Source organism: Pseudoalteromonas sp. AS84 (assembly GCF_038900255.1).
Lineage (GTDB): Bacteria > Pseudomonadota > Gammaproteobacteria > Enterobacterales > Alteromonadaceae > Pseudoalteromonas.
This window is the reverse complement of the sequence record NZ_JBBMQY010000004.1, coordinates 118072-140566: the sequence shown is the minus strand read 5'-3', so window position 1 is coordinate 140566 and position 22495 is coordinate 118072. Positions and strand designations below refer to the sequence as shown.

Here is a 22495-nt window from a genome sequence, read left to right as displayed (position 1 = left end):
AAGCTAAACCTAGTGTCAAAGAGATTGAGAGTAAACGGGCATATTTTGAGATTTATTGACTTTTGCCGAGCTTAAAAGCTCATATCTTGGTCTATTATCATCAAATAGGCTTAGTGCATAAACTTTAAGTTCTTTTAGGGTTAGCGCATTTAAGGCATCTAAAAGTCGCTGCTGCATATGAAATTCATGATCTCTATTGCCTATAGCAAGCCATAACCTTTGTGAGCGCAGGCGCAGGTTTTTATCTTTTTCTGCAATATGAGTACTAAGGCCGTGTTTTTGCTGTTGCCAATCGTTTTCATCAAGTGCATCAATGTTATCAAGGTAGTTTTTAATAAAGCTGTTATGACGATGCAATAAAGTTTTTGCATCAAACTTAGGTGACTGCACATAAAACGCTATTCCTGCACGCGTATTAAATGGTGCATAACCTGCGCCTACTAAGTAGCCTAGCTGCTGTGTAGTTCGTAATTCATTAAAGTAATCTTGGTTAATTAAATGATTTAACGCCATCATTTTTACTTTTTCGGCCACGCAATCCGTTTGCGCTTGATAGTAAATAACCATTGCATGGTCGCTACAAGGAAGTTCTAACTCGTAGCGAGTTACTTTTTTAATTTCAAAAAGAGGGCGTCTTAAATCTTCAATTATGGCTGCGTTTTTTAAGTGATCTGCGACCTTTTTTTGAAAGGCTATTGCATCACTTTGCTGCCAGTTACCATGTAAAAATGATTCAACATGTAGTGCTTTAAAAAAGTCTGTTCTGAACTCATTAAATTGCTGAAAACAGGTGTTTTTTAATGCTGATGCAAGCTCCTCTGGTTGTGGGTTCCAAGGCATTATTTTTGCACCTAAAATGCTAAATAACTCACTCACAGGTTTGTTTTGGTTACTATTTCGCCAATGCCTTACAAGTTGTTTTTTATATTCAGCAAAGCGTTTTGCACAAATTTCTACATTAAATAAAGCATCTATTAATTGATCAACAAGCTCTAACTGGCTAGATGAAAGCCCCGCAGTATGTAAAGTTAACCCACCTTGATGCGAAGTTAGGTGGTAGCTAAGTCCTGCAAGTTCTGCTGGATAAAATTGCTCGCCCACGCTATCCATAAATAAATCGGTAAATAAGCGGGTGAGTGCCATATGTTTTACGTCTTTTACAGCAAAATCAGAATCCATTGCTAAATAAAAATGGCCTTTAGCAACACGAAATGTGTTGTCTTGTTTAAACCAAAAGTCAAAACCAGGTTCTTTTACTAATAACTCGGGTTTTGTTTGTGGTTTTACGACATTAAATAACACGACTTCTTTTGTTAAATAAGGATTAGCTGTAGGTAGCAGCATTTCGCTCAATGGTTTATTTATCTCGCTAAGGGCATCAAGCCAACTAGGTGAAATATGTTCTACTTTATACGGTGTGTTGTACCATGCAGTTTTATGTTCAGGCTCTACATCTGGATGTATAAGTACGATGCGCATATTATGTGGTGTTAACCACTGCATGGCCATTTCGTGGGTTGCTTTTTTAAAGCCTTCCATTAAATAGTCGCCTTGCACGTAATTTGCTTCATCGTAATGCTGCATATTAATGCTTAAATTACTGACCCAATCAATTAAGCGTGACTTTTCTTGGTTATCGAATGCTATTTGTAATAGATTTTTTTTATCTTGGTATAAACGCGGTAGTTTTTCGGTGTTATGGTTAATTAAACAAATATATTCAAACACCATTTCAATAATATCTTCAAAGTATTCAATACCCTCATCGGTAAGCGCTAAGCTAATATTAAAATCTTTGAAGTTGCTGCCATTTATACCACCGCCAGCTGAAAGCGCGTTTATCCAGCCTTGCTCTTTTAAAATAGAATAAAGAGAACCCGCGCCTTCATAGCCAAGTAAATGAGCAATAAAGCTTACTGTTTTATGGCGATAAAAGTCGTCAATATTAGGCATAGCAAAACTTATGATAAGTTTTTGCATATGCTTATGCGGCTCAATATGAAGTATTTTTCCTATGTCTTGTTTGCGATAAAGTGGCTCACTGATCTCTGGCTTTTTAAGGCTTTTGTTGCCGTTAATTGCGCCAAAGCAAGTTTGAGTCCAGCTTTGTAGTGTATCTAGTGTTTCGTTTGCGCAAATAACTAAAGTCATCCACTGAGCTTGGTACTGGCTATTAAAAAAGTCACGAAGCTCATCACTAATACAGCGCTCTCTGTCAGCTAATGTTTGTAAGTTACCTACAGAGAATTTAGCAAATGGATGAGCTGGATTTACCGTTTCTTTGTGGGCTTGATAAATACGGCGACCATCGTCTTTTATTTTTAGTTTAAACTCGGCTTCAATCGCGTTGCGTTCTTTTTCTGTTTCGGCTGAATTTAAAAGAGGGGCAATAAAAAAGCGGCTAAATTGGGTAAGCGCTTGTTCAAATTCTTGATTGTTAATATCAAAAAAGTAACAGGTATGCTCAGTGCCGGTCCACGCATTCGTGTTGCCGCCAGCTTGCGAAACAAAATTATTAAAACTACCTGAATCTGGATATTGGTCAGTACCTAAAAAAAGCATGTGCTCTAAAAAGTGTGCTAGGCCTTGTCTATCAAGAGGGTCGTCAAAATGTCCGGCGTTAACTGCCATTGATGCTGCAGCTTTTGTAGAATCTTTATCTTGCACTAATAGTACTTTTAGACCATTGTCCAGTGTAAACGCGCGGTATGCTCTGTTATCATTGCGGCTGATATTCAAATGATGCTCCTGAAACTAAACGTTTACTTGTTAACAACAGATGATGGCTTCAGGAAAGCGAAATACAGCTTAAAGATTTACCTGAATCTCATGAAAGAACTATTTTAGAAATAAATAGGTTTATGTTGTTAATATAGCTGACAAACGGGCAAACTGGCTACTGTTTTATATTCTTTAATCGGTTGATTTTTTATGAAAACAATCCTAATAATGCGCCACGGCGAAGCAACACCAATGCAGGCTGATGATGCAGGTAGAAATTTAACCCAAGCAGGGCATGATGAAGCTGAAAAAATGGGCCTTTGGCTCAGTAAAGCATATTGTCCTGATGCACTGTTAGTTAGTCCTTACATTCGTGCACAGCAGACAGCTGCAGGTGTGGCTAAAAATAATGTATTTAAATTTAGCGAAATCACATCTGATATTATTCCTGAAGGTAAACCACAAATTGCAGCCGACTACCTCGAAACGCTTATAGCAGCACACCCTAAGTGCAATACTTGGCTTATAGTAGCGCACATGCCTATTGTCAGTTATTTAGTAGACCAATTAAGCCCAGGTAACATGCCTATTTTTAATACTGGGGCCGTTGCAGTAATCAATTACGATGAGCAAACCCAGCGTAGTAGTTATTTAAGTATAAATGCCCCAGAGAACGTTTAAATACAAATAATTGAGTAAAGTAAAATGACGATAGAACGCTTACAAACAGGTGCGCGTATGAGCCGCATAGTAAAACACAACGGCACTGTTTATTTATGTGGGCAAGTATGCGCCGACGCGCAAAAAGGTATTAAAGAACAAACTCAAACCATGCTCGATAAAGTAGAGGCGTTACTTGATGAGGCAGGGAGTTCAAAAGAACATATGCTTAGCGCAACTATTTACGTAAAAAGCATGGAATACTTTGCTGATATGAACGCGGTATGGGATGCATGGGTAACCGAGGGATATGCACCTGCACGTGCTTGTGTGGAAGCTAAAATGGCACGTGATGCTCTGCTAGTTGAAATTTCAGTCGTTGCAGCTTTAAAAGAATAATAGCTTTAATGACTCGCTCCCCCGTTGTACTTATCACCGGCTCTAGTCGAGGTATTGGCGCTGCAACAGCATTATATTTTGCTCAGCATGGTTATAATGTTTGCATTAATTATAAAGCAGATTTAGCTAATGCAATATTGGTGGCAGAAAAAGTAAAGCAATTAGGCGTTGAGGCTGAAGTAATTCAAGGCGACGTATCACTAGAGGCTGACGTTTTAGCTTTATTTATGCATATAGATAAGGTCTTTGGTCGACTTGATGTACTAATAAATAACGCTGGTATTTTAAAGCCACAAATGCCTTTGTTAGATATGAGTGCTGAGCGCATAAACGAAGTTTTGACTACAAACATTACCAGTGCTTTTTTATGTAGTCGTGAGGCACTAAAGCGAATGGAAAATGGCGGCAGTATTGTTAATGTGTCCTCTGCGGCTGCTAAAACGGGCTCTCCTAATGAGTACATTGATTATGCAGCATCTAAAGGTGCAATGGACACATTTACTATTGGCTTAGCAAAAGAAGTAGCAAGTAAAGGTATTCGTGTTAACTCGGTTAGACCTGGGCTCATCTATACTGATATGCATAGGGATGGTGGCGAAAAAGACCGAGTCGATCGGCTTAAAAGTAAATTACCCCTTGGTAGAGGCGGTACACCCGAAGAAGTGGCTGCAGCAATTTATTTTTTAGCTTCAGAGCACGCTTCTTTTACAACGGGTAGTTTTGTTGATGTAGCCGGCGGTTTGTAGGCTAAATTAATAAAGCTAGCCAAAACGTAAAACTAATAACACTTAAGATGGTAGACAATACCACAGCCCCAGCAAGAGTAGCTTCATGCTGCTTTATTTGACTCGCAATAAGATAAGCATTTACACCTACAGGGGACGCACTTAAAAGTACCAATACGTTAAGTATTTGCGTGTCTAGTTTGAATACATAAGTACCTACCAATAAAACTAGCGCAGGCAATAAAAATATTTTTAAAATTGATGCTATTAAGGCCGGTTGCCAATTTGCTGCTATTTTATAAAAAGCTAAATTTGCACCAAGTACAAATAACGCACAGGCAATTGCTGGTTTAGCTAATAGCTCTAAACTATTTGCCAAGTCGGTGAACAGTGTTACTCCTAATATGTTTAATATAAGCCCGCACCCGATACTCAGTACTATTGGGTTCAACACCATACTTTTCCCAAAGTGCGACCACGAAAATTTATCGCTACTACCTTTAGCCCCTATTAAAAAAGTAAGTGCAAATAACAATGTGCTATGAAAAGTAATAATCATAAACGCAATGGCTATCATCTCTTTGCCAAGCGATGCAATAACAATAGGAATACCCACTAACACCATATTTGAATAGCTAGAAGCAAGTCCAAATACACCGTGTTGTTGGTAATTTTTTAAATGCTTTTTACTTAAATAAAAGCGGTCAATTAAAATACCGACCCCAAATACACTCAGAACAGGTATGTAAAAGCTCAAAAATGCAAAAAGGCTAATGCTTTGCTGTAAGTTAATTTGCGACATATTTAATAATAAAAAAGCAGGCAAACTAATATAAAAAGTAAACTTACTCAGGCCTGCAATATGCTGCTTTTCGAAAAATTTTAATCGGCAACAGCTATAACCTAGCCCAACAATGAAAATGAGCGGAAAAATAATTGAAAAAATATGCACGTAGTTACATCCTAGGGTCTGTTGATCTTTCAAGGTTAAATTTGCAGCAGTCTGTTTGGTATTTAGGCAAGGCAGCGCCTATGTAGTGTGGTTATTCCCCATAAATGGGCGATAACGTAGCATTAATGCCAAACAGGCGCTGCCCAAAGGGTTCTTCCTAGGGGCTATTTACTCTTTGTTGCTCGGTTTTTACTTAGCCCACTAGGTTACAAACCTCGCGCCGCGATTAAATAGCCCCTAGTTTGAACAAATTTTAATCCGCAAAGTTCAACAGACCCTAGTAATATCTAAAGTTAGCGTCTAAATTCATCACTTTGCGGTAAGTTAATTAGTATAAGTACTGCACCTCTACCACCATATTCGAGAGGAGCTTGATGCATTGCTATTACGTCTGGGTGCTGTACTAAGTATTGAGGCACTTTGTGCTTTAGTACGCCGCCGCCAATACCGTGCACCACACATGCACAATAGTAATGCTGCTTTTTACATTCGTGAATGAGTCCAGCGAGTTCATCTTTAGCAAGTTCTTTATTTAAACCATGTAAATCTAGCGTCAAATCGGGTGCAAAGTCACCACGGCGAAGCTGTTTAGCTAAAAAGCTGTCTTGGCCTGGTTTTACATATTTTACGGTGCCATGTGTATCTATATCGGGAATATAAACGTCTGAGAAAAAAAATTCAGACTGAGCCTGCTTTTTTTGCTGGGCAAATTGCTTAGCTTGTGACACCTTAGGTTTTGTATCAAAACGATGAGTATCTTGTTTAAATACCTTGGCGCCTGTGATCGTTTGACGAAATAAGCTTATGTCGTCATTGCTTAGGGACGAATGTGATGGAGTGTCTTTTTTCATAACTATTACCTAAACAAAAAAACGTAAAAACGCAGCGCAAAAGGCGGTACAATACTTAAATGAGGGGCAATTGTAATTTGCCCAGCGCAGATAGGCAATGCAATCGTCTTAAAGACTCAAAACAGTCAGTAAGCTAATACAGGTAAAAATATATGAGCGATTTACAAATAGAAGAAGCAACACTCGAAGAAGCCGTTGCAGAACTGTCAACTTTACATGACTGGTTACGTTGGACTACAAGCCAATTTGCAAGTAGTAGTATATTTTTTGGACACGGTACAGATAACGCATGGGATGAAGCTGTAAGCTTATTACTGCCTGCGCTTAGCTTGCCTGTTGATGCGCCAAAAGAATTAATGCACGCGCGTTTAACAAGCACAGAAAAAAACCGACTTGCGGGTCTTATTGCAGAACGTATTAACGACTGCACACCAGTACCTTACTTAACAAACATTGCATGGTTTGCGGGTATGCCATTTTATGTGGATGAACGTGTACTTATACCTCGCTCACCGTTTGCTGAGCTTATCAGCAATCGCTTTACACCTTGGCTTGAAGAGCCACAATCGGTTAACCGCATATTAGATTTATGTACGGGGTCGGGTTGTATCGCAATTGCACTTGCGCAAGCTTTTGAGGAAGCACAAGTTGATGCGGTAGATATATCGTATGAAGCACTTGAAGTGACAGATATTAACATTAACGATTACATGTTAACTGACCGTGTGTTACCCATTCAGTCTGATGTATTTAGCGGTGTACCAGGTCAAAAATACGACCTAATAGTAGCAAACCCACCGTATGTTGATGCAGAAGATATGGCTGACTTGCCACGTGAATTTCATCATGAGCCAGAGCTTGGACTTGCATCAGGCCACGATGGTTTAGACGTAACGCGTACTATCTTAAGTGAAGCGAGTGAGCATCTAACTGATAACGGTTTGTTATTTGTAGAAGTTGGCAACTCTATGGTACATATGGATGCACTGTATCCGGGCGCACCGTTTGAATGGATTGAATTTGAACAAGGCGGCTTAGGTGTATTTGTAATTAGCAAAAAGCAGCTAGATGAGTATTTTTCAAAATAAGTAAAAAAATGAATAGCCAAGCCTTGTGCTTGGCTATCGGTAGTCATTAGGAATGAGGAAAGTTAATGGCAGGTAATAGCATTGGACAGTTATTTAAAGTGTCCACCTTTGGTGAGAGCCACGGCGTTGCATTAGGCGGCGTTGTTGATGGTACTCCCGCAGGTCTTGAAATCACAGAGGCCGACTTACAAATTGATTTAGATCGCCGAAAACCAGGCCAAAGCCGTTATACAACGCAGCGCCGCGAAAGCGATCAAATAAAAATATTAGCAGGCGTTTTTGAAGGTAAAACCACAGGTACTAGCATTGGTTTATTAATTGAAAACACCGATCAACGCTCGCAAGATTACGGCAAAATTAAAGATGTATTTCGCCCAGGTCATGGCGATTACACGTATTGGCATAAGTACGGCTTGCGCGACTATCGTGGTGGCGGTCGTTCGTCTGCACGTGAAACCGCGATACGCGTAGCGGCAGGCGCTATCGCTAAAAAATACTTAAAGCAATTTCATGGTATTGAAGTTAAAGCTTGTTTAAGCCAGCTAGGTCCTATTAAGGCGGAAACGTTTGATTGGGATGAAGTTGAAAATAACTTATTTTTCTTTCCTGATGCAAGTAAGCTTGAAGCGCTTGACGAATATATGCGTGACCTTAAAAAGCAAGGTGACTCAGTTGGCGCTAAAGTAAAAGTAGTGGCAAGCAACGTACCTGTAGGTCTTGGTGAGCCAGTATTTGACCGCCTTGACGCCGAACTTGCACACTCATTAATGAGTATTAATGCTGTTAAAGGCGTGGAAATTGGTGATGGCTTTGATGTAGTTGAGCAAAAAGGCTCTGAGCATCGTGACGAGTTAACCCCTGAAGGTTTTACATCAAACCATGCGGGTGGCGTACTTGCGGGTATTTCGACAGGGCAAGATATTATTGCTTCTATCGCGCTAAAACCAACGTCGAGCATTACTATTCCGGGTAAAAGTATTAATACAAGCAACGAAGCGGTTGAGATGATCACCAAAGGTCGTCACGATCCGTGTGTGGGCATTCGTGCAATCCCGATTGCTGAGGCAATGATGGCTATAACATTAATGGACCATTTACTGCGTCAACGCGGACAAAATCCACATGTAAATCACGAACACGGGCCAATTAACGGCTCTGTGTAAAGATTTATAATTATAAAAAAACGCGGACTACCGCGTTTTTTTATGTCTGTAATTTAGTTTGAAGCCTTTCAGGAGTTGTTCAAGTAAGCCCTATATACTGCAAGAAGGAGGGTAGTAATCATGAACGATAATATTAATGAACACTCACAAATAAAAGCCCAAGCTGCAATAGCCCGCTTAGAGCGATTCAGTAAGTTAACTGATAGCAGCATTGGCATACCTTTTACTAAATTTAATATAGGTTTGGAGGCTGTAATTGGTTTAATTCCCGTTATAGGTGATGCCGCAGGGCTAATTTTATCAAGTTATGTGCTTATAGAAGCGCAGCGTTTAGGGGTGAGTAAACGTATAAAGACTAAGATGATTATCAATATGCTCATTGACTTTGTGGGCGGATTAGTGCCATTTTTTGGCGATATATTTGATGCATTTTTTAAAGCCAATACGCGTAATACTCGACTATTAAAAAAACATTTAAACAAGCAGTTAAGTGAGTAATTTATAGCTTTAAGTAACAGTTAGCAAAGAGACTTTAAACAAAATGTTGTTGCTTGTTTAATCACCTAGTAAGGTAGGAGCGTCTATTCACTTTGGTATCTACAATATGCAATTATTTATCGGTAATAAAAACTACTCTAGCTGGTCATTACGCGCATGGTATTTAATGAGTAAATTTGATGTTGAGTTTAGTGAAAACCAGCTAGTACTCGACACCCCTGACTTTTACAATGAACTAAAAAAGACCTTTGCTTTGCAAAAAGTCCCAGCGTTAATTGATGGCGATTTACAGGTATGGGATTCGCTAGCAATTTGTGAATATATTAACGATGCTTACTTATCAGGCGCTGCATGGCCAAAATATATTACCCAAAGAGCTAAAGCGCGTGCGCTAAGTGCTGAAATGCATTCGGGCTTTATGTCACTGCGCAGTGAAATGCCAATGAATATAAGAGCAACCCGTAAAGTAGAACTATCGAGCGAAGCACTAAAAGACATAGCCCGTATAGACGAGATATTTGCACAGCAACAAAATGTGTTTCCAAATGAGTGGTTTTTTGGTGACTTTAGTATTGCTGATGCCATGTATGTGCCTGTTGTACTGCGCTTAAAAACCTATCAAATTACGTTATCGCCAGAGGCGCAGCAATATTGTGACTTTGTTATGCGTTGCCCCGTATTGCAAGTATGGATCATTCAGGCATTAACCGAAACCGATATTGTAGAGTGTGATGAAGCAGGAACGCCTGTATAATTATTGTTTTTCATATGGCATGTTCTATGCCTTAAAATCATAAGTTTAAACTAGGCAGCTCATGTATCTAAATCACCCAAGGTATGGCAATAAACCGATAACTACCATTACCTCAGTGACAATAGAGGCGATAGAGAATGCGCACTGGCGTTACTCGAGGCTTAAATACTTCCCTAATACGGTAATATTGGCAGATATAAAAAAGCAAAACTATGCCATTGACCCCCGAATACTCTATGTTGATATTGAGGTGCAGTGCGAGACTTGCTCTAAGGCATTTATTTTTTTTGCTCAAGAGCAGCAATATTGGTTTGAGGTACTTGATTTTTGGGTCGATTCACACTGTACACGTTGTTTTGAATGCCGTAAGCATGCCAGATATATACTAACTCTACGTAAACGGTACGATATGTTAACTAGCTTAGCCAATAAAACCTCAAGTGAAAAAACACAGCGTAAAGAACTTGCCAATACGCTTTACTGTTTAGGTATTATTAAAAATATCAATAAAGTGAAAGATTAATCCGCTTATATTTTACTATCCCGCCTTATTTTTACTTTAGTTGTAAAAGCCCGTACAATTCGTCTCGTTTTTAGTGCGCTAATATGGCGCTGTAACCGAGACGAATTAATCAATTTTTATGCATCAAATAGCTGATCTAATTTCAATTTTTGAGCGCACTTTTTATCAAAGTCACAATACACGACTGATAAAAGGCGATTGTGAGCCTGTGTATTTACCAGCAACAGAGCAGGTGCCATATCACCAAGTTGTATTTGCGCATGGTTTTTATGCCAGTGCATTACATGAAATAGCACACTGGCTGGTGGCCGGGGATGCACGTCGGTTATTAGAAGATTACGGCTATTGGTATTGTCCTGATGGGCGCGACAAACAAAAACAAGCTGAGTTTGAAAACGTAGAAGTAAAGCCCCAAGCTATTGAGTGGTTATTAAGCACCGCAGCAGGGTTTAATTTTAATGTGTCGGTGGATAATTTAAACGGTGAGCAAACGTGTCGGTTTGATTTTCAGCAGCGAGTACATGCACGGGTATTATCGCTAATCGAAAATGGTTTTAACTCCCGTACAGAGTCACTTTTAAGAGCACTCTGTGATTTTTACAATACACCGTGGCCATTAACAGCGCAGCAATTTAATTGGCAACATCCAAAGGAGCTTTGTAATGGCGTTTAAATTAGGTTTAATTGTAAACCCAGTAGCGGGTTTAGGCGGAACAGTTGCCTTAAAAGGTAGTGATGGCGCGCACACAGCCGCGAAAGCAATCGAATTAGGTGCAGAACCCAAAGCAAATAGCCGCACAAAAGCAGCACTTGAAGTGCTATTGCCTTATAAAGAATGTTTAACCATTTACACCGTTAACGGTGACATGGGTGAGCAAACAGCAAAAGCTTTGGGCTTTAAGGTAGAGGTTGTATACAACTCTGCAGTAATAACAACCCCAGATGACACAGAACAAGCAGCAAAAGTACTTAAAGACTTTGGTGTTGATTTAGTTTTATTTGCTGGAGGCGACGGTACAGCGCGTAATATTTGCCATGCAATCGAGGATACTATTCCCGTACTTGGTATTCCCGCAGGTTGTAAAATTCATTCTGGTGTTTACGCTATTACGCCAAAGGCTGCAGGGCGCGTAGTTGAAATGCTGGTTAAGGGTGAGTTAGTTACCTTAGCCGATGCAGATGTAATGGATATAGATGAAGATGCTTTCAGACAAGGCACAGTAAAGGCCAAACGCTACGGCGAAATGCAAACACCTAGCGAAGTACGTTATATGCAAGCGGTTAAAAATGGCGGTAAAGAAACCGACGAACTCGTACTTGCCGACATTGCAGCGCATGTTGTGTCGCAAATGGATGAAGACACATTTTATATAATGGGTAGCGGCTCAACTGTTGAAGCCATAATGGAAGAAATGGGGCTTGAGAATACGTTACTTGGTGTTGACTTAATAAAAGATCAAACCTTAGTTGCTCAAGATTTAACGGCTAAGCAACTATTTGAGCTTACTCATGAGCAAAGTACTAAGTTAGTTATTACGCTCATTGGCGGGCAAGGGCATATATTTGGCCGTGGTAACCAGCAATTGAGCCCTGCGCTTATACGTGCAATTGGCAAAGAAAATATTATTGTAGTAGCAACAAAAACTAAACTACAAGCGCTTAATGGTCGTCCCCTTATTTGTGATACAGGCGATGGCGAATTAGATGATGAATTAACCGGTTATATTAAAGTAACCACCGGATTTAACGACCATATTATGTATGCAGTAGGGCACCACAACATTGAAAATACAGGTGCTTTGCAAAACCAGGAGATTAATAAATGAGTTTAGTGAACTATATCGATGCAGCCCAGCAGTACTTCGATGATTTAGTAATAAAAGCAACTGACGATGAGTTATTTGCAGGCGGCTATTTACGAGGTCATTTTGATCTTGCAGTTGGTTATGCCGAAGTAGAAAAGCTGACAATCAGTATAGATGAGCTAAACGAAACTGTAGAGCAAAGCTTAGTTAAAGCATATCGCAACGGTGAGCTTAATGAAGAAGATAAAACATTAGTTGCTCGCCTATGGGAAGAAGTTAAAGCACTCGCTTAACACCTTTTTTAGCACAATATAAAAACACGATTTGTTTATCACTATCGTGTTTTTTTGTGCCCGAAACTTTAAAGTAGATTTTTATGTTAATTTACTGTTTTGTTTTTATGCGATATTGTTACTAAAATAAATTTTAGGAACAATAAGAATGAATAATAATCAAGACGCTTTACCTTCAGGGGTTGTAGCGCGTTTTTTAAATTTTGTTGAGCGAGTAGGAAATAAGCTTCCTGATCCAGCCGTAATATTTCTATTTGCAATGTTATTAATTTGGTTTTTGTCGTGGTGGTTTTCAGGCGTGAGTTTTGATGCAATAGACCCACGTACCGGTGAAGCGATTATCATTAATAATATGCTGGCAAGTGATTCGCTCGCTACCTTTTTATCCTCTATGGTAAAAACCTTTACTGGCTTCGCTCCCTTAGGTGTCGTTTTAGTGGCTATGTTAGGTGTGGGCGTTGCAGAGCATTCGGGCTTTATTAATACCGGCCTTAAGTTAATGCTTAAAGTCACTCCTAAAAAGCTATTAACGCCTTCAATCATTTTAGTGGCCATTGTGAGCCATACCGCTACTGACGCAGGTTATGTATTAGTTATTCCACTTGCCGGTGTGATTTTTTACGCCGCAGGACGCCATCCGCTTGCGGGTATTGCAGCTGCATTTGCAGGAGTCAGTGGTGGTTTTGGGGCTAACTTTATTCCATCGGGTATCGACCCATTGCTACAAAGTTTTACCCAAAGTGCGGCGCAAATAATTAATCCTGCAATGACAATTAACCCGTTAAATAACTGGGCATTTGCTTCAGCATCTAGCTTATTTATTGTGGCATTAGGCTGGTACATTACCGATAAAATTATTGAACCACGTTTGCAAAAAACCGCGGTTGATGGCGCTAAAGAGGATTTACCTGTATTTGAAGATGCACGTAGTGATGAAAAACGTGCTTTTTATATAGCCAGTACAGTAATGATTGCAGGACTTGCGTTATTAGCATTTGTATCTGCTCCAGACGATTCTGCAATGCGCAGTAGTGACGGATCCCTTACTAATTTCAGCTCTCCTTTAATGCAATCAATTGTCCCACTAATATTTTTACTTTTTTGGATTCCAGGCACTGTATATGGTTTTACGGTAGGTACCTTTAAAACTTCAAAAGACATGATTGATGCTATGAGTAAAGCGATGAGTGGCATGGCATATTATATCGTCATGGCGTTTTTCTGTTCGCTATTTATTGCTGCATTTAGTAAATCAAATTTAGGTGCATTACTCGCAATCGAAGGTGCGCAGTTATTAAAGGCAATGGAATTGCCAAGTGCAGTAACGGTTGTGGGCATTATCTTTTTAACAGGCTTTGTTAACTTGTTTGTAGGTTCAAGTTCAGCAAAATGGGCGTTACTTGGCCCTATTTTTGTACCGATGTTAATGCAACTTGGCATTTCGCCAGACTTAACTCAAGCCGCTTATCGTGTAGGTGACTCAAGTTCTAATATTATTACACCGTTAATGCCTTATTTTCCATTAGTGGTGGTGTACTGTCAAAAGTATGTCAAAGGCACAGGTATAGGTACTTTAATTGCTATTATGCTACCGTACTCAATCGCCTTTATGATTGGCTGGAGTATCTTTTTATTAGGTTATTGGGCACTTGGTATTCCTTTAGGTTTAGATGCAAGCTACATTTATCCAGCATTACCTTAACCTAAACCTTTATGAACCTCACTCACTTGAGTGAGGTTTTTAAATAAAAGTCCTGTAATGTAAAAGTAAGTCTAAGTTACCTCTCTAAATCTCTCACTATATAGCCAAATAAGCTGGCCTCTCCAACAATGTACACATAATCATTTTTGTTGTTCATTATTGTAGACTTATCGTCATACCACCTAAAATCATGAATTTTATTCGTTTTAGGGTCTTTGAAGTATAAACGAGTACAGCTATCTTCATACTCAGTGCCACACTCTTGTACATCGGTCAGGATGTATTCTTTATACCAATAGTCGCCCTGCGTGTAGTAAGCCCATAATTTAATAGGATCAGAGATAAAAATATAAAGTATTCCATAGATTAATAAAGGGGGTAATGGGTACATGAAAATGGATGCTAATTTCATTTTAGTATCTGAGAAATTGTATTTGAGTGATTCTCTATATTTACTGCAGCGTTTATATTTATTGAATATAAGTATATTTAAATAGATAAATAGTGCACAACAGATAATAGGGAGGGTTATAAAGAAAACAACGTCGTATAGTTCATTTGAGATGAATGGTGGATCTGTAAAGTCCATTAAAATAGGTATAGTGATGCATAATAAAATCGGGAGTACTATTGCTACAAAGAGCAAGTTGTCGTAAATCTTTTTCAATTTTTAATTCGTCCGTGAATTATAGCTTTTGTCTAGTTTACAGAATTTTTGTTATTTTAAAATCAGAGAAATGTATTTATAGGCATTAAGTAACCCGAACTCAGGCTAAAAAAACTATCCCTAGCTGCTATTGAATTGACGCGAAAGTTTATCTTTTTTCATTGTAGCAACAGCTTAAAAACAAAAAAACCTTGTCACTTTCGTGGCAAGGTTTTTTTATTAAAGAGTCGTTGCTTATTTAGCTGTGAAGCTCACTGGGCGACGTTCTTTACGAGGACCGGTACGCTTATCACCGCGCGCGCTGTCATCTTTGTTAAAGCTGCGTTTTTTGTCACCAGCTGGGCGCTCAGAGCGCTCGCCGCGTGGTTCAGCAGGACCTTGATCTTGTGTAATTGTTAAGCCCATAGGACGTTTACAAATAAACACTTTTTGGAAATGATCAAGTACATCTTTAGGCATGTTTTGCGGTAATTGAACCGTACTGTGATTGTCGTGTAAACGAATATCACCAATAAACTTGCTTGAGATGTCAGCTTCGTTAGCGATAGCGCCAACAATATTTTTAACCTGAACACCATGTTCACGACCTACTTCGATACGGTAAGTATCCATAGGACCTGCATCACGGCTGTTACGTTCGCGAGGTTTACGCTCAGCGCGCTCACCACCACGTTCGCCGCCACGCTCGTTACGACGTCCACGATCGTTGCGGTCATTACGTGGGTTACGGTCGTTACGCTCGTTACGTTCACGAGGTTGAATCTTAACTTCTTCAACTTTAATTGGAGACTGTTGCTGTGCTAAACACAGTAACGCACCCGCTAAGCTTTCAAGAGGAAGTTCAAGCTTTTCAGCCATGTTAGTAGCTACTTCATTGAAGAACGTGATGTCTTTGTTTTCAAGCGCAATAGTTAATTTTGCTTGTAACGCTTCGATACGTTTTTCTTCAACGATTTTTGCAGTTGGTAATTCAACTTGTGCAATTTCAGACTTCGTATGACGAATGATATTTTTAAGTAAATAACGTTCGTTATGTTTTACGAATAAAATTGCTTTACCAGTACGACCAGCACGACCTGTACGGCCAATACGGTGAACGTAGGCTTCAGAATCTTGTGGGATATCGTAGTTGATAACTAAGCTTAAGCGGTCAACATCTAGACCACGAGCAGCAACGTCTGTTGCGATAACAACATTTAGCATGCCGCTTTTTAAGCGTTCTACAGTGCGTTCACGTGCTTGCTGGTTCATGTCACCATTAAGTGGAGCTGCAGAGAAACCTTCGCGCTCTAATAACTCAGCAAGTTGTACTGTATCGTTACGCGTACGTACGAAAACAATAGCACCTTCATACTGTTCAGCTTCTAAGAAGCGAACAATCGCTTTATTTTTATGTACGCTTGCATTCCAAAACACTTGCTCAACAGATGATACTGTAGAGTTACGCGCAGAAATATGAACCTGTTCAGGATTGTTCATATATTTGCTACTGATGTTTTGAATTTGCTTAGGCATAGTCGCAGAGAAAAGACATGTTTGCTTTTCGCGCGGTGTTTTTTCCATGATGCTTTCTACATCATCGATAAAGCCCATACGTAACATTTCATCGGCTTCATCAAGTACAAGTGCTTGTAGAGCATCAAACTTGATAGTGCCACGGTTAATGTGATCGATTAAACGACCTGGAGTTGCAACAATAACCTGAGCGCCACGACGAAGTGCGCTTAATTGGATACTGTAGCTTTGGCCACCATATAGTGCCAATACTTCAATACCACGAACATGTTTAGCATATTGTTCGAATGCCTCAGCAACTTGGATCGCAAGCTCACGTGTTGGTGTGAGTACAAGGATCTGTGGCTGTTTCACAGACGGGTCAATATTATTTAGTAATGGCAGTGCAAATGCTGCGGTTTTACCTGTACCCGTTTGAGCTAGTCCCAGTACGTCCTTTCTTTCTAGCAATAACGGTATACATTGAGCTTGGATTTCAGATGGTGTCTTGTAACCCAACTCTTCAACTGCCTTCAAAATTGCAGGAGAAAGATTTAGAGATTCAAACGTGACTGGTTCTGACATTAATACGCCTCAACGAATTTAAAGAGGCGCGCATTATATAGGATTCGCGAGGCAAATGCTTGTATAAATTGAAACTAATTTGTATGTGTTTGATGTTGGTCGAAATTTAACCAGTCTAATTTGAGCTTTATTAAACTGGTTAACAAATTTGATACAAAGCTTACTTATACAAGCCTAGGTTTTCTTTTGCGTAAGCTTCAAATTCGGTAAACCCACCAACGTGTGTTTGATCTACAAAAATTTGTGGAACTGTTGGGCAAGGCTTACCCGCTGACTTTTCAAGATCGGCTTTACTTATACCTTCCTTAATTATATCGATGTAACGAAATTTAAAGTCATCACGTTCATTTGATAGTTGCTCAGCCACATCTTTCGCACGAACACAAAATGGACAGCCTTCACGGCCAAAAATTACAGTTAGCATAGTTTTCTCCTCAATTTGATTAATATCAGTTTAAATGATTAAAAAATTATTTAAAGCGAAAAAAATCGATTGCACCATTCTAATAAAATCATAAATCATATTATGCATAGCAATATGATTTGCAAAATGCGAATGAGGAACTAAAGCGCGCCTGTCTAATACTTAAGTCTATGAATGCAAGTGTGTTTACAAGAATTAATTTGTGGCACACAACTTGATGATATAGAGCCATACATTGGGTTAACAAGAGTACTTTATGAATATTAATAGTCACGTTTTAGAAATTATCCAAGGGATAATAGGTAAATATTGTGAAACCCAAAATCGAAATTTCTCTATTACCTTAATCAATAAGCTGCAATGTAACTACGTCTGTTTGCAAATTCCGATTGAGCATATGATTGCGCAATGCGAAGAGTTTCTTATACCGGCGCTGGCTTCTACAAAAGAGAGCTTTTTACTTACGCTTGAAGCAAATATCCAAGGGATTAGTTTTCATTACCAAATTGATGATTCTGAACAAGTAAATATATTCGATTTCCACGGACTTTTAGCTACAAAAGAATCAGTTAGTTTAGCGCTTGATATTACCCAGAATGTAGACGTTTTAACTGATTGTGAGGCGTTACTTAAAAGCTGCTTAAAAATGTCGGCCAATACTCATAACCGTTTTGGTTTAAATTTTAAATTATTTAATAGTAACTTTAGAGAGTCGGTACAGCTAGAAGATTTACGCCACCTTAGTGGTAACGCGTTAATAGATAGGTTGAATAGTGACAGTTTAAATACACACATAAAGTTGTGCACAATTAACGACATTAATGAGTTAAGTCAAGCTCATAAATTATCTAAAAAAATATTGGGTTGGCCATTTTTTGATACTGATTTAATTACTATTTTAACAACATTTCACACGCAAACACGTTTGTCGGTATTGGTTGCGGATGACAGCTTACCGAGCCAAATTGCTACAAAGGTAATGCTTGAAATGCTGGGCTGTTTAGTAACATGTGCAGAAAATGGTGCTAGCGCTTTGACCCTCGCCCAGAATGAATCATTTGACTTACTGCTTTTAGATGAGCGCATGCCAGGAATGTTTGGTAGTGATGTTGCGCAGCAATTAGTTAGGGAAAATACTCCTAACAACAACACACCTAAAGTTATTTTAACAGGGCTAACAGGGGATGATGAAATAGCTGGGTTATTTGAAAAAGGAATAACTCACTATTTACAAAAACCAGTGACAAAAGCAGTACTTGAGAAGTTTATTAAACCTTGGCAGATAGCATCTTAAATTGATTAATAAGGAGAGGGCTATGGATGATTTATCTACAACAGCACTTGTTTTAATTGGATTTCAAAATGACTATTTTTCCCCAAAAGGTATTTTATATGACGTGGTTGAGGAATCATCAAGAATTACTGGTGTTGTAGAAAATACAGTCTCTTTATTAACTTCTTGTGCAAAGCATTTTGCTTTAGTTGTTAATACACCTATTCATTTTACGCAAAATTACAGTGAGCTAAAAAACCCGATTAGTATATTAAAAGTAATTGCCGATGTAGGTGCATTTAAAGCTGGCTCCTATGGCGCTCAAACAATAGAGCAGCTAGACCCCTTTAATAATATTATAGAAGTTGTACCTGGAAAAAGAGGTTTAAATGCTTTTACACATACTGCTTTGGCCAGCAAATTAAAAAAACATGGCGTAACCAATATAATCTTAGCGGGTACTGTGACTTCTATCTGTATTGATTCAACTGCACGCACCGCTGTTGAGCTGGGTTTTAATGTTGCCATTTTAAGCGACTGCACATCGAGCCGCACTCCTTTTGAACAAACATTTTACTGTGAAGAGGTTTTCCCCCTTTATGCAAGTGTTTGTGAGAGTGATACTTTTATAAAGCATTGGAGAGGGCATGGATAAAAATGATGAACTACAAGTGCAAATCCAGTATGCGCTGGTTGAAAAACTCTCCAATAGTAATCGACGTCAGGCAAAGTTATTAGCTATTTTAGATGAGTGTATTTTTGAGTGCGATAAGCATTTAAATTTCACTTATATTAATGAAGCTTGGGAGAAGAAACTAGGTTATTCAAACGATTCATTAATTGGCTCTAACATTACTAAACTAATGAATTGTGAAGATATTATGCATTTTGTCGCATACAGTTGCTGTCTGCTTGAAGGCAAGCAGGCTCCCAGTGTAGAAATACAAATAAAAAATAGTCTTGGACTCATGAACTGGTTTGAGCTGAGATTGGTTTATGATGAGAAAAGCGGTTTTATAGGCTCGTTCTATGACATACAACGCCATAAAGATTCTCAATTTTTGCTAACCCAACAACAAAAATATGTAAAACGTTTATCGCTCGTAGCGAGCCATACAAATAACTTAGTAATTATTACAGATAAATTTGGTGTAATTGAGTGGGTTAACAAAAGTTTTGAAGTACTTACAGGTTTCACCTGTGATGAGGTTGTAGGCACTAGCCCAGGCCAATTGCTACAAGGGCCAAAGACATGTGAAAAAAGCCGTAAGGTTATGTCTCACGCTGTAAGAAATGGGCTTCCTTTTCAAGTTGAAACTATAAATTACGATAAAAATGGTAACGTTTATTGGGTTGCTATTGATGCAAACCCGGTGCGAGATGATGAAGGCCAAGTAAAGCATTTTATCGCTATAGAAACGAATATTACGCAACGAGTTAAAGCTGAACAAGCAATGGCAGAGATAGAATATAACTACCACTCTGTCGTAGATAATATTCCTGATATTGTTTTACGCCTTGATACATTTGGCAATTTACTATTTATAAATCAAGCATGGCAACGGGTCCTGCAAAGCAATGTAAATGAGAGCCTTGGCTTGCCTATAATTAAGTTTATAGCAAAAGAAGATGTAGAAAAAATTAGTAGTACTTTGCTTGATTATAACCAAGGTAAGCGTGATATACGTCGCTTTGATATACGTTTAATTAACGCACAAGGTATAAATAATTGGGTTGAAATTACTCTCACTCCAATTGTGGGTGGCTATGAAAGTGATTTATCATCTATTGCTGCAACACTTGTTGATATACAGGAACGTATAGAAAGCGAGCAAATATTACTTGAAGCTAAACATCAGGCAGAAACATTAGCTGAGTCAAAAAGCCGATTTATGGCAAATATTAGTCATGAAATTCGCACCCCATTAAATGCTGTGATTGGCTCTGCAGATATTTTGCATCATACCGGTTTAACTTCTGAGCAAATGCGTTATACACAAATGATTAAAACAAGCTCTGATGCACTACTGAGTGTATTGGACGATGTATTAACGTATTCGCGTTTTGAAGCACAAGCCATAACACTCGATAATCAGCCATTTAGTATTGATACGTGTATCGAAGAAGCGATCGATATCATTACCCAAAGCGCTTTGCAAAAAAGGCTTGAGGTTATTTTTGATTTTTATCCTGATGTCCCCGCTCAAGTAATTGGTGATCATGCACGTGTAAGGCAAATAGTTATAAATTTATTAGCCAATGCGATTAAGTTTACTCAGCATGGCGTAATAACGGTCACTGTTAGGTGCACTCACATCAAAGGTAATAATTTAAATCTTCATTTATCTGTGAAAGACACCGGAATGGGGATTGCAAAAAATAAAATTGAAAGTATGTTTATGCCTTTTATTCAATCCGATAATTCAATTACTCGAAAACATGGCGGCAGTGGCTTGGGGCTTGCGATATGTAAGCAAATCTGTGATGTGGTAGGAGGAGATATTTCAGTTAGTTCTGAGCTCAATAAAGGGAGTGAGTTTATCGTCAATTATCCATTACAAATAGACACAACCGATTCAATATTAAGAGAAGGGTTTGCAGCACGAAGTAAAAAACCAAAAGTATGGATTATAGGTAGTAACCAAGTCCTAAAAATAGCGCTGGAGCACACGCTCACACGGTATTCTATTGCTTTTGAACACTATGAAATATGTCCAAAAAGACCCGAATACAATAACTTTCCAGATGCAATAGTATTAACTAACCCACAAATATTAACCCAAACACGTGAGCGTATAAACACATATAACTCACTTAATTCACCGTGTTTACTCCTCATAGATTTACAAGGTGAAAGCTTATTACCGCAAAATATTAACGACAGAGAGCTTAGGCTAAATGGCCCATTTAAAGTTTCCCATGTACCGCGAGCAATTAGTTTATTGGAAGAGCAGTTATTTCATTTAGATATTATATTTACTAATCGCGAACAAAAAGATGCATTAGAAAGCCCTCCAGGGTTAACTCAGTTGAATGGGGTCAATGTACTGGTTGCTGAAGATAATACTAATAATCAAATAGTAATAAGGGAGTTTTTAGAACAAAAAGGTTGCCGGGTACATATTGCTAGCGATGGGCAAGAGGCAATAACTAAGGCGAAAAACGATAAAATTGATATTATTTTTATGGACATACAAATGCCAATACTTGATGGGATTTCAGCAACTAAAGCAATCAGGGAATTAGGTATAGAAACTCCTATAATAGCACTCACAGCTAATGCGATTCATGGTGATAAAGAGCGATTTATAGAAGCGGGGATGGATGATTATTTAGCTAAACCAATAGTAAGTGAAACGCTTTATCTATTACTTGATACATATGCACCAGAGCACGTTGTTGAACCTAAAGATTTAAAGCTAACTCGTTTAGCGCAAGTGTGGGAAAAGCTGGGTTGAGCAATCGAAAGCTAGGGTCTGTTGAACTTTTAGGGTTAAATTTGCAGTAGTCTGTTTGGTATTTAGGCAAGGCAGAGCCTATGCAGTACTCCCTTTAAATGTGCGATAACGTAGTATTAATGCCAAACAGGCGCTACCCAAAGGGTTCTTCCTAGGGGCTACTTACTCCTTGTTGCTTACATGGATGTAGATAAGGGGCGTGAGCAGGATGCGGAAGCTTTGCTCGGTTTTACTTATTATTACATGGATGTAAGCCAGTAGAATAACGCAGGAGTAGTTATCGAGCCCACTAGGTTACAAACCACACGTCGCGATTAAACCGCCTCTAGTTTGAACAACTTTTAATTTGCAAAGATCAACAGACCTTAATATAAAAAGTAGGTTTTGTAGTATAAAACTTGATAAATAGAGAAGTTAAACTAGTATTTTGAGCGTAGTTTGTAATTTTTTATTAGTATTT

21 protein-coding genes are annotated in these 22495 nt (G+C 38.7%); 15 read left to right on the top strand and 6 right to left on the bottom strand.

The genetic code is table 11. The features are described from left to right. Positions 1-15 precede the first annotated feature (15 nt). Entirely contained in the window at positions 16-2739 is a 2724-nt protein-coding gene (locus WNY79_RS06390) for an insulinase family protein (RefSeq protein WP_342875415.1), read from the bottom strand. Positions 2740-2931: 192 nt separating this feature from the next. On the opposite strand from WNY79_RS06390, the gene sixA reads away from it, so the two are divergent. From sixA to WNY79_RS06375, 3 genes are read left to right on the top strand one after another with little or no spacing between them, the layout of a single operon-like run. Next, the gene (sixA, locus tag WNY79_RS06385) at positions 2932-3402 is read left to right on the top strand and encodes a phosphohistidine phosphatase SixA (RefSeq protein WP_342875414.1); all 471 of its coding nucleotides are present in this window, start codon (positions 2932-2934) and stop codon (positions 3400-3402) included. A gap of 24 nt (positions 3403-3426) precedes the next feature. Further along, the gene (locus tag WNY79_RS06380; protein ID WP_076925499.1) at positions 3427-3780 is read left to right on the top strand and encodes a RidA family protein; all 354 of its coding nucleotides are present in this window, start codon (positions 3427-3429) and stop codon (positions 3778-3780) included. Between the two features lie 8 nt (positions 3781-3788). Continuing rightward, a complete protein-coding gene (locus WNY79_RS06375; protein ID WP_342875413.1) occupies positions 3789-4526 on the top strand; it encodes an SDR family oxidoreductase in 738 nt (245 codons plus the stop codon). A 1-nt stretch (position 4527) separates the two neighbouring features. On the opposite strand, the gene WNY79_RS06370 is transcribed toward WNY79_RS06375, so the two are convergent. Beyond that, positions 4528-5457, bottom strand: a complete 930-nt coding sequence (locus WNY79_RS06370; protein WP_024598397.1) for an AEC family transporter — start codon at positions 5455-5457, stop codon at positions 4528-4530. Between the two features lie 293 nt (positions 5458-5750). Continuing rightward, positions 5751-6308 (bottom strand): endonuclease SmrB, encoded by a 558-nt coding sequence (gene smrB / locus WNY79_RS06365; RefSeq protein ID WP_024598396.1) that lies wholly within the window; start codon positions 6306-6308, stop codon positions 5751-5753. A 152-nt stretch (positions 6309-6460) separates the two neighbouring features. Here smrB and prmB point away from each other — a divergent pair, with 152 nt between their 5' ends. The 9 genes from prmB (at position 6461) to WNY79_RS06320 (ending at position 14134) form a co-directional block, all read left to right on the top strand. Continuing rightward, entirely contained in the window at positions 6461-7396 is a 936-nt protein-coding gene (prmB, locus tag WNY79_RS06360; RefSeq protein WP_076925501.1) for a 50S ribosomal protein L3 N(5)-glutamine methyltransferase, read from the top strand. A gap of 65 nt (positions 7397-7461) precedes the next feature. Beyond that, positions 7462-8559: a chorismate synthase gene (gene aroC, locus WNY79_RS06355; RefSeq protein WP_007377744.1), complete on the top strand. Its 1098-nt coding sequence runs from the start codon at positions 7462-7464 to the stop codon at positions 8557-8559. Positions 8560-8679: 120 nt separating this feature from the next. After that, on the top strand, positions 8680-9057 hold the full coding sequence (locus WNY79_RS06350) for a DUF4112 domain-containing protein (protein WP_076925502.1): 378 nt from the start codon (positions 8680-8682) through the stop codon (positions 9055-9057). Positions 9058-9163: 106 nt separating this feature from the next. After that, positions 9164-9811, top strand: coding sequence for a glutathione S-transferase family protein (locus WNY79_RS06345; protein WP_342875412.1), 648 nt, complete (start codon positions 9164-9166; stop codon positions 9809-9811). Positions 9812-9872: 61 nt separating this feature from the next. Continuing rightward, positions 9873-10334 carry a zinc-ribbon domain containing protein gene (locus WNY79_RS06340; protein ID WP_342875411.1) on the top strand — a complete coding sequence of 154 codons (462 nt, stop codon included), beginning with the start codon at positions 9873-9875 and terminating at the stop codon, positions 10332-10334. A 118-nt stretch (positions 10335-10452) separates the two neighbouring features. Further along, complete coding sequence (locus tag WNY79_RS06335) at positions 10453-11007, top strand: elongation factor P hydroxylase (protein WP_342875410.1); 555 nt, start codon at positions 10453-10455, stop codon at positions 11005-11007. Next, positions 10997-12160 carry an ATP-NAD kinase family protein gene (locus WNY79_RS06330; RefSeq protein WP_342875409.1) on the top strand — a complete coding sequence of 388 codons (1164 nt, stop codon included), beginning with the start codon at positions 10997-10999 and terminating at the stop codon, positions 12158-12160. The genes WNY79_RS06335 and WNY79_RS06330 overlap by 11 nt, the downstream gene beginning before the upstream one ends. Beyond that, positions 12157-12432, top strand: coding sequence for a YfcL family protein (locus WNY79_RS06325; RefSeq protein WP_002962183.1), 276 nt, complete (start codon positions 12157-12159; stop codon positions 12430-12432). Before WNY79_RS06330 ends, WNY79_RS06325 begins: the two co-directional genes overlap by 4 nt. A gap of 148 nt (positions 12433-12580) precedes the next feature. Next, entirely contained in the window at positions 12581-14134 is a 1554-nt protein-coding gene (locus WNY79_RS06320) for an AbgT family transporter (RefSeq protein WP_024598189.1), read from the top strand. Between the two features lie 76 nt (positions 14135-14210). Here the strand turns inward: WNY79_RS06320 and WNY79_RS06315 are convergent, their stop codons facing one another. From WNY79_RS06315 to WNY79_RS06305, 3 genes are all read right to left on the bottom strand, one after another. After that, a complete protein-coding gene (locus WNY79_RS06315; RefSeq protein ID WP_342875408.1) occupies positions 14211-14546 on the bottom strand; it encodes a hypothetical protein in 336 nt (111 codons plus the stop codon). A 489-nt stretch (positions 14547-15035) separates the two neighbouring features. Next, the gene (locus WNY79_RS06310; RefSeq protein ID WP_342875407.1) at positions 15036-16880 is read right to left on the bottom strand and encodes a DEAD/DEAH box helicase; all 1845 of its coding nucleotides are present in this window, start codon (positions 16878-16880) and stop codon (positions 15036-15038) included. Between the two features lie 160 nt (positions 16881-17040). Beyond that, complete coding sequence (locus WNY79_RS06305; RefSeq protein WP_002958470.1) at positions 17041-17304, bottom strand: GrxA family glutaredoxin; 264 nt, start codon at positions 17302-17304, stop codon at positions 17041-17043. Between the two features lie 256 nt (positions 17305-17560). On the opposite strand from WNY79_RS06305, the gene WNY79_RS06300 reads away from it, so the two are divergent. From WNY79_RS06300 to WNY79_RS06290, 3 genes are read left to right on the top strand one after another with little or no spacing between them, the layout of a single operon-like run. Continuing rightward, on the top strand, positions 17561-18598 hold the full coding sequence (locus tag WNY79_RS06300) for a response regulator (RefSeq protein WP_076924791.1): 1038 nt from the start codon (positions 17561-17563) through the stop codon (positions 18596-18598). A gap of 22 nt (positions 18599-18620) precedes the next feature. Beyond that, complete coding sequence (locus WNY79_RS06295; RefSeq protein WP_342875406.1) at positions 18621-19232, top strand: isochorismatase family cysteine hydrolase; 612 nt, start codon at positions 18621-18623, stop codon at positions 19230-19232. Next, the gene (locus tag WNY79_RS06290; RefSeq protein ID WP_342875405.1) at positions 19225-22035 is read left to right on the top strand and encodes a PAS domain S-box protein; all 2811 of its coding nucleotides are present in this window, start codon (positions 19225-19227) and stop codon (positions 22033-22035) included. Before WNY79_RS06295 ends, WNY79_RS06290 begins: the two co-directional genes overlap by 8 nt. Positions 22036-22495: the final 460 nt, after the last annotated feature.